General features: G+C 62.7%; 13 protein-coding genes. 9 read left to right on the top strand and 4 right to left on the bottom strand.

Annotation, left to right across the window (positions count from 1 at the left end; genetic code table 11):
• The first annotated feature begins 155 nt into the window (after positions 1 to 155).
• Together HQ843_RS08115 and HQ843_RS08110 are read left to right on the top strand one after the other, a co-directional pair.
• A complete protein-coding gene (locus HQ843_RS08115) occupies positions 156 to 1,172 on the top strand; it encodes an NADP-dependent oxidoreductase (protein ID WP_180899003.1) in 1,017 nt (338 codons plus the stop codon).
• Between the two features lie 16 nt (positions 1,173 to 1,188).
• A complete protein-coding gene (locus HQ843_RS08110) occupies positions 1,189 to 1,488 on the top strand; it encodes a putative quinol monooxygenase (RefSeq protein WP_180899004.1) in 300 nt (99 codons plus the stop codon).
• 36 nt (positions 1,489 to 1,524) lie between these two features.
• Here the strand turns inward: HQ843_RS08110 and HQ843_RS08105 are convergent, their stop codons facing one another.
• The 3 genes from HQ843_RS08105 to HQ843_RS08095 form a co-directional block, all read right to left on the bottom strand.
• A complete protein-coding gene (locus HQ843_RS08105) occupies positions 1,525 to 2,220 on the bottom strand; it encodes a LysR substrate-binding domain-containing protein (RefSeq protein ID WP_180899005.1) in 696 nt (231 codons plus the stop codon).
• Between the two features lie 313 nt (positions 2,221 to 2,533).
• On the bottom strand, positions 2,534 to 2,908 hold the full coding sequence (locus HQ843_RS08100) for a YybH family protein (RefSeq protein WP_180899006.1): 375 nt from the start codon (positions 2,906 to 2,908) through the stop codon (positions 2,534 to 2,536).
• Positions 2,905 to 3,600 carry a GntR family transcriptional regulator gene (locus HQ843_RS08095; RefSeq protein ID WP_180899007.1) on the bottom strand — a complete coding sequence of 232 codons (696 nt, stop codon included), beginning with the start codon at positions 3,598 to 3,600 and terminating at the stop codon, positions 2,905 to 2,907. The genes HQ843_RS08100 and HQ843_RS08095 overlap by 4 nt, the downstream gene beginning before the upstream one ends.
• A gap of 236 nt (positions 3,601 to 3,836) precedes the next feature.
• Between HQ843_RS08095 and HQ843_RS08090 the strand changes: the two genes are divergently transcribed.
• Genes HQ843_RS08090 through HQ843_RS08060 form a run of 7 tightly spaced genes read left to right on the top strand, consistent with a single transcriptional unit; the run spans position 3,837 to position 12,190 of the window.
• Positions 3,837 to 5,669, top strand: coding sequence for a gamma-glutamyltransferase family protein (locus HQ843_RS08090; protein ID WP_180899008.1), 1,833 nt, complete (start codon positions 3,837 to 3,839; stop codon positions 5,667 to 5,669).
• 45 nt (positions 5,670 to 5,714) lie between these two features.
• Positions 5,715 to 7,229 (top strand): ABC transporter substrate-binding protein, encoded by a 1,515-nt coding sequence (locus HQ843_RS08085; RefSeq protein WP_180899009.1) that lies wholly within the window; start codon positions 5,715 to 5,717, stop codon positions 7,227 to 7,229.
• 11 nt (positions 7,230 to 7,240) lie between these two features.
• Positions 7,241 to 8,266, top strand: coding sequence for an ABC transporter ATP-binding protein (locus HQ843_RS08080; protein ID WP_180899010.1), 1,026 nt, complete (start codon positions 7,241 to 7,243; stop codon positions 8,264 to 8,266).
• On the top strand, positions 8,263 to 9,357 hold the full coding sequence (locus HQ843_RS08075) for an ABC transporter ATP-binding protein (RefSeq protein ID WP_180899011.1): 1,095 nt from the start codon (positions 8,263 to 8,265) through the stop codon (positions 9,355 to 9,357). The genes HQ843_RS08080 and HQ843_RS08075 overlap by 4 nt, the downstream gene beginning before the upstream one ends.
• Entirely contained in the window at positions 9,354 to 10,295 is a 942-nt protein-coding gene (locus HQ843_RS08070; RefSeq protein WP_180899012.1) for an ABC transporter permease, read from the top strand. Before HQ843_RS08075 ends, HQ843_RS08070 begins: the two co-directional genes overlap by 4 nt.
• A 2-nt stretch (positions 10,296 to 10,297) precedes the next feature.
• Positions 10,298 to 11,182, top strand: coding sequence for an ABC transporter permease (locus tag HQ843_RS08065; RefSeq protein ID WP_180899013.1), 885 nt, complete (start codon positions 10,298 to 10,300; stop codon positions 11,180 to 11,182).
• 33 nt (positions 11,183 to 11,215) lie between these two features.
• The gene (locus HQ843_RS08060) at positions 11,216 to 12,190 is read left to right on the top strand and encodes a bile acid:sodium symporter family protein (RefSeq protein ID WP_180899014.1); all 975 of its coding nucleotides are present in this window, start codon (positions 11,216 to 11,218) and stop codon (positions 12,188 to 12,190) included.
• A 273-nt stretch (positions 12,191 to 12,463) separates the two neighbouring features.
• Here HQ843_RS08060 and HQ843_RS08055 read toward each other — a convergent pair whose 3' ends face one another.
• A complete protein-coding gene (locus HQ843_RS08055) occupies positions 12,464 to 13,390 on the bottom strand; it encodes an isoaspartyl peptidase/L-asparaginase family protein (RefSeq protein ID WP_180899015.1) in 927 nt (308 codons plus the stop codon).
• Positions 13,391 to 13,392: the final 2 nt, after the last annotated feature.

Here is a 13,392-nt window from a genome sequence, read left to right as displayed (position 1 = left end):
CCTCCCCGGAAAGAAGGTCGCGGGCGACGGCGAGGATGTGGTCGTAGTTCTTTCACTTGACAAGTGGAGCGGCGCTCCGTTTAAACGGGGCATCGCTCCACATAATGCGGGGCACTGCTCCAGCTGTAGCACGCTTACCTTGAAAGGACAAAGCCATGTCGAATGAAACAATGAAAGCCGTCCGGATTCATGCCTTCGGCGGCCCGGAGGTTCTGCAATACGAAGATGCGCCGAAACCCGATCTTCAGCCGGGCGAGGTCCTGGTTCGCGTTCATGCCATCGGGATCAATCCTCCCGACTGGTACCTGCGCGATGGTTACAGGGCGCTTCCCCCGGAATGGCGGCCGCAGGTGGATTTCCCCCTCATTCTGGGTACCGACATTTCGGGGGTTGTGGAGGCTGTCGCCGAGGATGTTCAGGATTTTTCCGTCGGCGACGAAGTCTATTCCATGGTGCGCTTTTTCAGCGTCGGGGAAAGCAAGGCCTATGCGGAATATGTCAGCGTGCCGGCGTCAGAGCTCGCGAGGAAGCCCGCCGGCATAGATCACATTCATGCCGCCGCCGCACCCATGTCGTTGCTCACCGCATGGCAGTTTATGGTGGAACTCGGGCACAGCGAACCGAACCCGCTGCAGCCCCTCCTGCATCAGCCGGTCCCGCTTGAGGGCAAGACCGTGCTGGTGAACGGGGCGGCGGGTGGTGTTGGCCATTTCGCGGTGCAGGTGGCGAAGCTGAAAGGCGCGCGGGTCATAGCCGTAGCCTCGGGCAAACATGAAGCCACCCTGCGCGACCTCGGCACCGACGAATTCATCGACCACACCAAAACCCCACCCGAGGACGTCGCCTGTGACCTCGATCTTGTCGTCGATGCGGTGGGTGGTCCGACGACGGGTCGCTTTCTCCAGACCCTGAAGCCGGGCGGAGCCTTGTTTCCGGTCTACCCGCTGGGTTTTTCGGATGCCGGAGAAGCCGAAAAGCGGGGCATCACAGTCTCCACGACCCAGGTCCGTTCCAGCGGAGCGCAACTGACGGAGCTTGCCCGCTTGCTCGATGACGGAACGATCCGCGCGGTCATCGACAGCATCTATCCGCTTGCCGAGGCGCGCCAGGCGCATGAACGGGCCGCCAGGGGTCATATCCAGGGAAAGATCGTGCTGACCGTTGGCCTATGAACGGGGGGAAACCGACATGCTCATACTCATGGGTTACATCCACATCGATCCTCTGGACGTCGACGCATTCGTCCGCGACGTCCAGGCGATCAGTCTCAGCACGAAAGCCGAAGAAGGATGCCTGTTCTACGGCATCACTCTGGATGACCGGCCGACGGGACGCTTCCTGGTTGCCGAGCGCTGGCGGGATCAGGACGCGCTGACAGCCCATCTTGCAAGGGCGGAGACGCTGGCGTTCCTGACAAGCTGGGGTGACCGGATGAAAGGTGATCTTCAAACCTACGAGGTGCCGGAGGAAAGGCGCGGTCGCAAATGAACCGCCGGTTCCGGGCCAAGGCCGCGCATCGTCTCATCAACCCGGCGATGTCGTCACCGGCCTCAGGTCGCGCGCCAACTGGACGTTTGGCGTGCGCGCCAGTTCGTCGATGAAGCGATCCATGAACAGGCTGACACGGTGACTGGCGGCGAGGCTAGGTGCGCGGATCAGGTAGAGCAGCTTGGGGACCAGCGGGCGCTCGGCCAGAATGATTTCGGCCTCGCCGCGAGCCAGAAGGTCGGCCACGAGATAGCGGGGCGCCTTAGCAAAGCCCAGATGGTTCTCAACGGCGTGCAGAATGAGATTGGGCATCCGGGCAGCAAAGGAGACGGTGACGGGAGCAGTCCCGCCATCGGCAAAGACGATCATGTTTTCGTCAGGGTCGTCGCGGTACTGGATGTAGTCAAGCGGAAGCAAGTCCGCGGGTGCTTTCGGCCTGCCCACCCGGTCGAGATAGCTGCGCGACGCGACGAGGCAAAGCTCGATCTCGGCCAGTTTGCGCACCGTGCCGCTGCCGGCGCCGTCGGTGCTTGCCTGGATCGCCAGATCCAGTCCGGCATCGGCAAGATCAACCAGCTCATCGCCGGCACGGAACTCGATTTTCAGCTTCGGATGGGCGCGGCGTAACTCGGCAAGCACGGGCACGAGCAGGCTTTGCGCGACCAGCAATGCACAGGAGAGCCCCAGGCGGCCATCTGGCGAGGAGTGCAGCGCGGCGAGCGCATCCTGCATCTGCGATGAGACTGTAGAGAATTTTGTGCGCTGACGTTATTTCAGGACATTGGAAACCGTTCTTCGAAATGGCGGCGGATACGGCGATCCGCGTTCGCGCAGCCGCGCCGACATCGAGCACGACCTGCGCAATGACTACCTCCCCCGGAGCGCGCGAAAGAAATCTGCTACGAAGCCTGATCGGTGCGTGGTGAAGGAGATGGAGCGCAATAACAAGAGTGCAGATGCAAATACTCCTATTATCGCGCTTCTGAGAACCCGCAATGGATACCGGAAGCGCATATCATGGCCGGAGCGTTGCCTGTCTCTGGCATTATTCCTGCGCCGAGACGTGATTCAGCGCGATCACCCAACGACCCATGCGCTTGCGCATCAGGCGCGTGTTGATACCCCGCTGGTTGCCGGCTTTGCGGGTGAGTGTATAGCTGCTGACAAGCTGGGCCGCATCATCCGCGAGCACCTCGATTCGAATGTCGGAAAACGCGAGCGAGCCTTGCGAACCGGGCGCGCCGCCGTAATCCGCGATGTAGTGATCGAGGGTCGCCTGCCAGTCCTTCTGGATCCGCCCCCGCGACACGAAAACCACATCCGGGTTTGCAAAGCCTTCCATGTAGCCGATGAAATCGCCGCGATTCCATGCCGCTTCCATTTCGGCGATCACGGCGCGGATGGTTTGCTGCGCGCTCATTGTGGCTCTCCCGTTTTCATCTCGGCGCCATCAAGCCGCTGCCGCCTGCTGACGACCTCGTGGGCCGCGGAAATCAGATGCCGGCGCAGTGCGCTCCCGGCCGCCTCGGGATTCTGGTCAAGGATCGCGTCTACGATCTGCTGGTGCTCGAGTGAGGACCGTTTGAGCCGCCCGGCATCGCCAAGCTGGTATTTGCGGAACGGCGCGAGCTTCAACCGCAGCGCCTCTGCCGAAGCGATGATATCGGTGTTGTGACAACCCGCGAAGATCAGCGTATGGAAACGGGTATTCAACGCCTCGTAGGCGGTGCTGTCGGCAATCTCGGCGAGGCTTTCCATCTCGCGATGCAACGCCTGGAGTTCGGCGCGCTCGCTCATCGCCATACGGTGGCAGGCAAGCCGTCCGCAGACTGCCTCAAGCTCTGCCATCGCCTCGAACATCTCATCGATGCGCGCCGGCGAGATGCGGGTGACCACGACGCCCTTGTATGCAATCCGATCGGCAAGTCCGCGACCGCAGAGAATGTGCAATGCCTCGCGCACCGGCGTACGGGACACCGAAAACTGGGCAGCGATGGCGGTTTCATCGAGTTTGGCACCGGCGGGAATGCCTCCGCTGATAACCTGCTCCTCGAGTTGTCCCGCGATCCTGTCCCCAAGGCTCATTTTCTGCGCCGATGTTTTGTCCAGCATTTTCATTTCCTTACATCCGAACAGGCGCGAAGAGAACCAGATCGTCCCCAGCCTTCAGGCGATAAATTACACAATGCGCTTGCCATATGACACATTAGTATACAGTATGTGCACAGATAATCGGGGGCTCGGTATTCCTCGATCTGAACCCCGGTTATTGTATTATTCTAAGCGAAATTTTGCCCTGTTGTCGACAAACAGGCCATTCGCGCGACATCGAGTCCAGAGGCTGAAATATGGCATTCACCACCCGCCCCGAACTCAGGGGCACTTTCGGCGCCGTCTCGTCCACGCACTGGCTTTCCGCCGCAGTGGGAATGTCGGTCCTCGAAAAGGGCCACACGGCCTTCGACGCGGCGGTTGCCGCAGGCTTCGTGCTTCAGGTGGTCGAGCCGCATCTGAACGGTCCCGGTGGTGAGGTTCCAATCATCGTGACGCCGGCCGGCGCCGACAAGCCTGTGGTGATTTCCGGCCAGGGGCCGGTTCCGGCAAAGGCGACGATCGCGCATTATCGCGGCCTTGGCCTCGACCTCATTCCGGGCACCGGCATGCTCGCCGCCTGCGTTCCCGGCGCCTTCGGGGCGTGGCTGACGCTGTTGCGCGACTATGGCACGGCCGAACTCGAGGATGTGCTGGCGCCTGCGATCGGCTACGCCGAGAATGGCCATCCGCTGGTGCCGCGCATCGCCAACACCATTGCCGCCATGCGGCCGCTGTTCGAGACCCACTGGCCAACCTCCGCGGCAACCTATCTTCCCGGCGGCAAGGCCCCGGAAACAGGAAAACTGTTCCGCAACCCGGAGCTTGCCGCGCTCTACACCGAACTTTTGAAGCAGGCGAACAAGGCCCCCAAGCGCGAGGCCCGCATCCAGGCCGCGCTCGATTTCTGGTATCGCGGACCGGTGGCCGAAAAAATCGCGGCGTTCTGCGAGACCGAGGACGTCTGGGATGTCTCGGGACGTCACCATCGCGGTCTGATCACCGCTGATGACATGGCGAACTTCGTGGCCGGGATCGAGGCACCGGTCTCCACGACCTATGGCGACTACGAAGTGTTCAAATGCGGTCCGTGGTCGCAAGGCCCGGTCCTGCTGCAGATGCTGAACATTCTGAAGGGCACCGATATCGCCGATCTCGACCCGATGGGACCTGACTTCGTCCATCTCGTCGTCGAGGCCGCCAAGCTCGCCATGGCCGACCGCGAAAGCTGGTATGGCGATGGCGGCGATGTGCCGATGGCGACGCTGCTTTCCGACGCCTATGCCGACACTCGTCGCGCGCTGATCGGCGATCAAGCCTCATTCGAAGTGCGCCCCGGTGCGCCGGACGGACGCAACCCGCCGATGCCACCGCATCGCAAGGTTGGAACGATCGCGCAGCCCGGCCTCGGCGGCGGCGAACCGACGGTGGCGAAGGAGGCAAAGCTCCCCAACGATGCGGCAGGCGAGCCGACGCTGACCCGTGAGGGCGCCCAGCGCGGCGACACCGTACAGGTCTCGACCGTCGACCGCTGGGGCAACATGGTCTCGGCCACGCCATCGGGCGGCTGGCTGCAATCGAACCCGGTCATTCCCGGCCTCGGCTTCTGCCTGACGACGCGGGCGCAGATGTTCTGGCTGGAAGAAGGGCTGAATTCATCGCTGAAGCCTGGGGTCCGCCCGCGCACCACGCTGACGCCTTCGACCGTGTTCCGGAACGGCAAGCCCTACATGGCCTTCGGCACGCCCGGCGGCGACCAGCAGGACCAGTGGCAGCTGATCATGTTCCTGCGCCATGTCCATGCCGGCATGAACCTTCAGGAGGCGATCGATGCGCCATCCTTCCACACAGACCATCTGCCAAGCTCCTTCTGGCCGCGCGAGATCAGCCTCGGCGCCGTCACCATAGAAGGACGCTATGGCGAAGAGACCCGCGCGGAACTTGCCCGTCGCGGCCACAAGCTCACCATCGGCGATGACTGGTCGGAAGGCCGGCTTTCGGCGGTGGCGCGAGAAATGGACGGCACATCCCTGTTGCTGAAGGCAGGGGCCAACCCGCGCGGCGTGCAGGGTTATGCCGTCGCACGCTAGCCAGCTAGCGGCCAATCCGAATTTCGACCAAAGAGAGGGAAACAAATGAAAACGCCAATCCACCTTGCGCTTCTCGCAAGCCTTGCCCTTGGGGCCATGGCAGCGAGCCCCGCGGCCGCCCAGTCCGTGCTCAATATCGGCCTGCAGGACGATCCCGACACGCTCGATCCGGCCACCAACTGGAGTTTTGTGGGCCGCCACGTGCTGCAGTCGCTCTGCGACAAGATCGTCGACATCGACCAGGACGGCCAGATCGCGCCGAAGCTCGCCACCAGCTGGGAGTGGAACGACGATTCCACCGCGCTCACGCTGCACCTGCGCGACGATGCCGTGTTCCATGACGGCACGCCGATCAATGCCGAGGCGATCAAGTACAATCTCGAACGCGACCTCAACATGCCGACCTCGCGCCGCAAGTCCGAGATCAGCGCGATTTCGTCGATCGACGTCGTTGACGACACCACCGTCACGATCAACCTTTCGGCCCCGTCGGTTCCGCTGCTCGCAGCCCTTTCCGATCGCGCCGGCATGGTCATCAGCCCGAAGGCCGGCGAGGAACTGGGTGAAAACTTCACCAATGCTCCGGTCTGCTCGGGTCCGTACAAGTTCGTCGAACACATCGCCCAGGACCGCATCGTTCTCGAAAAATTCGACGACTACTACGATGCAGACAGCTATTCATTTGATGAACTCGTGTTCCGCGGCATGCCGGATTCCAACGTTCGCCTGCTCAACCTGCGCTCCGGCCAGCTCGACCTGATGGAACGCCTCGCCGCAACCGACGTGGCCGCGACCGAAGCGGATGCGGACTTCTCCGTGCTGCCTGTCGTCGGCCTCGGCTATTACGGCATCACCTTCGACATCGGCGGCGAAGGCGCCAATCTCGATGCCGGCAAGAAGGCGCTGGTGCGCCAGGCCTTCAGCCTCGCCATCGATCGCGATGCACTGAACCAGGTCGTGTTCGAAGGCCAGGCCGCCACCGGCAACCAGCCCTTCCCGCCGCAGAGCTTCTGGTATGATCAGGAATTCCCGGTTCCCGCCCGCGATGTCGAGGCCGCCAAGGCCAAGATGGCCGAAGCCGGCGTCGAAAGCATCGACCTTGAGGTTCTGGTGCCGACCGATGCGGAACGCCAGCAGGTGATGCAGCTCGTCCAGGCGATGGTCGGCGAAATCGGCATCAACATCTCGATCAAGCCGACAGAACTGATGACGCTTCTCGATATCGCCCGGCAGGGTAAGTTCCAGGCCCATCTGGTTGGCTGGAGCGGTCGCGTCGACCCCGATCTCAACATCACGCCGATGCTCTCCTGCGGTGCGGCCGGCAATGACGCCCATTACTGCAACGAGGACATGGACAAGCTGCTTGCCGATGCCCGGGCGCTCAAGGATCCGGAAGCGCGCAAGGAGATCTACAGCGAGGTGATCTCGATCCTCCAGGAAGACCTGCCGATCGTCTATCTCTACCACTCGAAGTGGATCTTCGCGATGGATTCGGATGTCCAGGGCTTCAAGGCCTATCCGGACGGCATCATCCGCCTGACGGGCGTGACCGCCGAGTGATACGGACGGTCATGACAGACACAGACAACATTGCATCGGCCCTCGTGGCCGATGCATCCCGCGACAATGTGCTCGAGGTCGATGGCCTCAGCGTCGTCTTCCATGGCGACGACCGGACTGTGACGGCGGTCGACGGTGTAAGCTTTAACGTCAAGCACGGCCGCACGCTCGCCGTCGTCGGAGAGTCGGGCAGCGGCAAGAGCGTCACCTCGCTTTCGATCCTGCGGCTTCTGCCAAAGCACAGCGCCGAGATCTCGGGCCATATCCGCTTCGGTGGCCGGGACCTGCTGCATGAACCTGAAGGTGCAATGCGCAATTTGCGCGGCAACCGGATGGCGATGATCTTTCAGGAGCCGATGACCTCTCTGAATCCGTCCTACACGGTCGGCGACCAGGTCATGGAAGTCATCCTGCGCCACACCGACATGAACAAGCGCGAGGCCAGGGAACGGGCAATCGAGATGCTGCGGCTAGTGCGCATCCCGTCGCCCGAGGTCCGGTTTGACCAATATCCCCACAATCTCTCCGGCGGCATGCGCCAGCGGGTGATGATCGCCATGGCGCTTGCCTGCGATCCGGAACTGCTGATCGCCGACGAGCCGACCACCGCGCTTGACGTGACCGTGCAGGCGCAGGTGCTGGACCTGATGCGCGAGTTGCAGCAGAAGACCGGCACGGCCATTATCCTGATCACCCACGATCTCGGCGTCGTCGCCGAAAGCTGCGACGATGTGATCGTGATGTATGCCGGCCAGGTGGTGGAACAGGCAAGCGTCGAACAGCTCTTCGCCTTTCCCCAGCATCCCTACACCGTCGGTCTGCTCGGCTCGCTGCCACGGCTTGATGCGGCGCGCGAACGGCTTGCCACGATCACCGGCATGGTGCCGGACATGTCGGCCCCGCCCACCGGTTGCCGCTTTGCCGAGCGCTGTCCGTTCCGCATGGAAAAATGCGCGGAGGACCAGCCGCTTCACGAAGTTCGTGACGGCCATTTCAGCCGCTGCTGGCGCACCCCGCTCGAGGAGCTTGCCCCTTGACCGACTTCCAGACCCCGATCCTCGAAGTGAAGGATCTCAGTTGTCATTTCGTCGTCAAGCGTGACCTCCTTGGCCGCCCGAAGGCCAAGGTGCAGGCGGTCGACGACGTTTCACTGAAACTGATGCCCGGAGAGACGCTCGCCGTCGTCGGTGAATCCGGCTGCGGCAAGTCGACGCTCGGCCGGATGATGATGCGCCTGATCGAACCCACCACCGGCAAGGTCTTCCTCGACGGCGAGGACATCACCGCGCTCGGACATCATGAATTGCGCTTGCGCCGCCGCCATGTCCAGCTGATCTTCCAGGACCCCTACGCCTCGCTCAATCCGCGCATGACGATCGCCCAGACGATTGCCGAGCCGCTGAAGCTCTACAATATCCTGCCGGCTTCGAAGCGCCGTGCCCGCGTCGATGAACTCCTGAGCCTCGTCGGCCTCAGGCCGGAGCAGGCGAACCGCTATCCGAACGAATTTTCCGGCGGCCAGCGCCAGCGCGTGGTCATCGCCCGCGCGCTCGCCTCCGAACCCAAGGTCATCGTCTGCGACGAGGCGGTTTCCGCGCTCGATGTGTCGATCCAGTCGCAGATTCTGAACCTTCTCAAAGACCTGCAGGCGCGGCTCGGCCTCGCCTTCATCTTCATCTCGCATGATCTGAGCGTGGTGAAGCACATCAGCGACCGCATCGCGGTGATGTATCTCGGCAAGCTCGTCGAACTCGGCGCCTCGGCGCAGATTTTCGCCGCACCGCGCCACCCTTATACGCGCGCACTTCTGTCTTCCATTCCGGTTGCAGCGACGCGCACGATCCGGCCACCGGCATCCGAAAGGCTCGTGGGTGACCTGCCGAGCCCGCTCGCGCCGCCCTCCGGCTGTCGGCTGCACACCCGCTGCCCGCATGCGCGGGAGGACTGCAAGTCCGTGCCTATGGTGCTGGAGGCGACGGAGGACGGTCATGCCAATGCCTGTCCGTTCTGGCGCGATCTGCCGGTAGCCGATCTCGGACTTTCCGGCCGGGAGAACCGGGATCCGCGACTGGAAGCGCTGTTTTCCGCCTTCGAGGCCTTTGCAGCCGAAAGGAGGGCCACGCCATGACATCGCTTCTTGCGCGCCGCCTGCTGCAACTCATCCCGACGCTGATCATCCTGTCGATGATCATCTTCTCGCTGCAGCATCTCCTGCCAGGCGACCCGGCGCTGATGCTTGCCGGTGAAAACCCGACAGACGAGATGATTGCCGCCATCCGAGCGCAATACCATCTCGACCAGTCAATTCCCGTCCAGTACCTGTTCTGGGTGAAGGGCGTGCTGGCCGGCGATCTCGGCATGTCGATGCGCCATAGCCTGCCGGTGCTCGACCTGATCCTGCTGAAACTGCCGGTGACGCTGCAGCTTGCCTTGATGGGCATCCTGGTGGCGATGGTTCTCGGCATCACCGGCGGCGTGATCTCGGCGCTCCGGCCCAATACGGCCATCGACTACAGCGCCAACGTCGTCTCGCTCGCCGGCATCTCGGTTCCGAATTTCTGGCTCGGCATACTGCTGATCCTGTTTTTCTCGGTTCATCTCGGCTGGCTGCCGGCATCGGGCTATGTCAGCCCGTTCAAGGATTTGAGGATGAATCTGGCGACGACAATCATGCCGGCCTTCGTGCTCGGCACGGCGATTGCCGGCATCATCATGCGCCACACCCGCGCGGCCATGCTGCAGGCGCTGGAAAGCGACTATGTGCGCACCGCCCGGGCCAAGGGCCTGAGCGAATGGAAAGTCGTGTTCAAGCACGCCATGCGCAACGCGCTGACGCCGATCATCACGCTCGGCGCGCTCGAATTCGGCACCCTGCTTGGCGGCGCCGTGCTGACTGAGCAGATTTTCACAATTCCCGGCTTCGGCAAGCTGATCGTCGACGCGGTGTTTACCCGCGACTATCCGGTGGTGCAGGGCGTGGTTCTGGTCACGGCCGTGTTCTACATCCTTCTCAACCTTCTGGCGGATATCGGGTACATACTCGTCAATCCGAGACTGCGAGGCTAACCATGTCAGCGATCCCGGACACAGAGAAGGCCGCACGCCTGCCAGTCCTCGGCTTTTTTCAAAGCCGCGTCTGGCGGCGTCTTTGCCGCCGCAAAAGCGCACTTGTCGGCCTTTTCGTGGTGCTGTTCATGCTTTTTATCGCGGCCTTCGCGCCGCTGCTTGCCCCTTACGATCCGACCGCGCAAAGCTGGACTGCGGTGCGCCAAGCGCCCTCTCTTGCCCACTGGATGGGAACCGACGAGGTCGGTCGCGACATTCTCTCACGCATCATCTGGGGCACCCGAGCCTCGCTTCTGGCGGGCCTTACCTCGGTTGCGATCGCGATAGCGATCGGTGTGCCGCTCGGGCTTGCCGCAGGCTTTCTTGGCGGCATTACAGACGGTTTCATCAGCCGGTTCACCGACGCGCTGCTCGCATGCCCCTCGCTGATCCTCGCCATCGCGCTCGCCTCGTTCCTCGGGCCGAGCCTCACCAATGCGATGATCGCCATCGGCATCACCGCGACGCCGCTGTTCATCCGGCTGTCGCGCGGACAGGTGCTGTCGATCCGGAACGAGGAATATGTCGAGGCGGCCAGTGTTGTCGGCAATCCGCGCTGGCGTATCGCGGTGCGCCACATCCTGCCCAATATCCTGCCGCAACTCACCGTACAGGCGACGCTGACGATTGCGTCCGCCATCATTTCGGAGGCAAGCCTGTCCTTCCTCGGCCTCGGCCTGCAACCGCCGGACCCTTCCTGGGGTTCGATGCTGAACACCGCGCAGCGCTACATCTCCAGCGCGCCGTGGATGGCGATGTGGCCCGGCATCGCTATTTTCTCCACAGTCCTTGCCTTCAACCTTCTCGGCGACGGCCTGCGCGATGCGCTTGACCCGCGCGCGCGCTGAAGCTGACAGGCAAACATTCCCCCAAGGACCGATATGCGTCGTTTTCTGCCCGATCAGTTCACGCTTCTCCTCCTCGCCACCGTGGCGCTGGCCTCACTGCTGCCGGTGGCCGGCACGGCTGCGGACTGGTTCGCGATTGCCACCAAATGCGCAATCGCGCTGCTGTTTTTTCTCCAGGGCGCAAGACTGTCGCGCCAGGTGGTGATCGGTGGTCTTTTGCACTGGCGTCTGCACCTCGCCATTCTCGTGACGACGTTCGGCATCTTCCCGCTGTTGGGATTCGGCATCGCTCATCTTTTGCCGTTCGAATTGCCAGATGGCATGCTGGCCGGCATCCTGTTCATCGCCGTGCTGCCATCCACGGTGCAGTCCTCTATCGCCTTCACCTCGATGGCCGGCGGCAATGTTCCGGCGGCGATCTGCGCGGCCACCGCCTCCAACATCGTCGGCATGTTCGCGACCCCGCTCCTGATCGGTATCATGCTGTCTGCAGGCGGACATGGCGGGTTTTCCTTCGATGCGCTCTACCAGATCCTGCTGCAACTGCTTGTGCCCTTCATCGTCGGCCAACTCCTGATGCCGTGGATCGGCGACTGGGTGCGTGGCCACAAGAAAATCCTGTCGCCGGTCGATCGCGGCTCGATCCTGATGGTGGTCTATCTCGCCTTTTCCACGGCTGTTGCCGAGGGTCTCTGGCAGCAGCTCTCGCTCGCCGATCTAGGCGAACTCGTTATCATCAACGCGGTCATGCTGGCTGTGGTGCTGACGCTGACCATGTTCGGCAGCCGGGCGCTCGGCTTTTCGCGTGCCGACGAGATCGCCATCGTGTTCTGCGGATCGAAGAAAAGCCTTGCAAGCGGCGTCCCGATGGCCGGCGCGATCTTTGCCGGACAAAGCGTCGGCGCGATCGTTCTGCCGCTGATGCTGTTTCACCAGATGCAACTGATGATCTGCGCGGTCATCGCCCAGCACTACGCCCGCAGCGCTTTCGAAACGGTGGAGACCTGACGATCGGCCCGAGGTGTTTGTGTCAGGCTGTGTTACGGCCATACGCTCTGCGCCGTCCTTGCCTCGTCAGCGGAGGCCGACAAACGCCATGTCCAGAAGGCAACCTGGCTACTTTCCCAATTGTCCTGGTGACTTGGCAACTCGCAAACAGAAGACCAACGGCCATTTTCAATGGCCGTTGGCATAAGTCCCATGTCCGGTCCACACGACGGCACCAGAAGTCGCCAACATCCGGAAATCACTCTTGCCGGAGAACCCGGAGCCGCAGCGGGGTCATGCGCCATAGATCGCGGTGACAGCTTCCTCGCCGGCGCGGACATGGCCGCGATACATGCCTTCCGAATTGAACGGCAGGGTAATGTTGCCTTCGCGATCAACGGCGATGACGCCGCCGGAGCCGTCGTTTTCTCCGAGATCGACCATCACCACATGTTTGGCGGCCTGTTCGAGGCTTTCGCCGGCATAACGCATGCGAGCCGCGATTTCGGAGGCTGCCGTCCAGCGGATGAAGATTTCGCCGTGGCCCGTGCCGGAAACCGCGCAGGTGGCATTGTCGGCATAGGTTCCGGCGCCGATCATCGGTGTGTCGCCAATGCGGCCCTTGGCCTTGCCGGTCCAGCCGCCGGTGGAGGTGGCGGCTGCCAGATTGCCGTCTTTGTCGCAGGCAACCGCGCCGACCGTGCCATGACGGCGCGCCGGATCGTTATCATCCTTGCCCTTCGCCTTCATTGTCAGCGTTTCCTGCAGCGCATTCCAGCGGGCCTCGGTGAAGAAATAGTCCTTGTCGCCAAATTCGACACCGGCCTTGCGGGCAATTTCCAGCGCATTCGGCCCGGTCATACAAACGTGAACCGTGTGCTCCATCACCGCGCGGGCAGCGCGCACCGGATTCTTCGGCCCGAAAATGCTGGCGACGGCGCCGGCCCTGCGGTCGCGCCCGTCCATGACGGCGGCATCCATTTCCTGTTCGCCGTGATCGGTGAAGACGGCGCCGCGTCCGGCGTTGAAAAGGGGCTCGTCCTCCAGTGCGCAGACGGCCTGAGTGACCGCATCGAGCGCGCTGCCGCCATCCTTCAGGACTGCCTCTCCCGCTTCAAGCGCGCGGCGGAGGCCCGCGTGATAGGCCGCTTCCTTTTCAGGCGTCATCGTCGATTTCAGGATGGTTCCGGCCCCGCCATGGACCGCCAGAGAATAGCGCATGT

The sequence above is a fragment of the Martelella sp. NC20 genome (genome assembly GCF_013459645.1).
Classification (GTDB): Bacteria; Pseudomonadota; Alphaproteobacteria; order Rhizobiales; family Rhizobiaceae; genus Martelella.
Note: the sequence above shows the minus strand (reverse complement) of the source record. Positions and strands in the feature narration are given on the sequence as shown.

Excerpts from the sequence above, each read along its gene's own strand:
- HQ843_RS08115 (WP_180899003.1), top strand. The coding sequence starts at position 156 with ATGTCGAATGAAACAATGAAAGCCGTCCGGATTCATGCCTTCGGCGGC.
- HQ843_RS08110 (WP_180899004.1), top strand. The coding sequence starts at position 1,189 with ATGCTCATACTCATGGGTTACATCCACATCGATCCTCTGGACGTCGAC.
- HQ843_RS08105 (WP_180899005.1), bottom strand. The coding sequence starts at position 2,220 with ATGCAGGATGCGCTCGCCGCGCTGCACTCCTCGCCAGATGGCCGCCTG.
- HQ843_RS08100 (WP_180899006.1), bottom strand. The coding sequence starts at position 2,908 with ATGAGCGCGCAGCAAACCATCCGCGCCGTGATCGCCGAAATGGAAGCG.
- HQ843_RS08095 (WP_180899007.1), bottom strand. The coding sequence starts at position 3,600 with ATGCTGGACAAAACATCGGCGCAGAAAATGAGCCTTGGGGACAGGATC.
- HQ843_RS08090 (WP_180899008.1), top strand. The coding sequence starts at position 3,837 with ATGGCATTCACCACCCGCCCCGAACTCAGGGGCACTTTCGGCGCCGTC.
- HQ843_RS08085 (WP_180899009.1), top strand. The coding sequence starts at position 5,715 with ATGAAAACGCCAATCCACCTTGCGCTTCTCGCAAGCCTTGCCCTTGGG.
- HQ843_RS08080 (WP_180899010.1), top strand. The coding sequence starts at position 7,241 with ATGACAGACACAGACAACATTGCATCGGCCCTCGTGGCCGATGCATCC.
- HQ843_RS08070 (WP_180899012.1), top strand. The coding sequence starts at position 9,354 with ATGACATCGCTTCTTGCGCGCCGCCTGCTGCAACTCATCCCGACGCTG.
- HQ843_RS08065 (WP_180899013.1), top strand. The coding sequence starts at position 10,298 with ATGTCAGCGATCCCGGACACAGAGAAGGCCGCACGCCTGCCAGTCCTC.
- HQ843_RS08060 (WP_180899014.1), top strand. The coding sequence starts at position 11,216 with ATGCGTCGTTTTCTGCCCGATCAGTTCACGCTTCTCCTCCTCGCCACC.
- HQ843_RS08055 (WP_180899015.1), bottom strand. The coding sequence starts at position 13,390 with ATGCGCTATTCTCTGGCGGTCCATGGCGGGGCCGGAACCATCCTGAAA.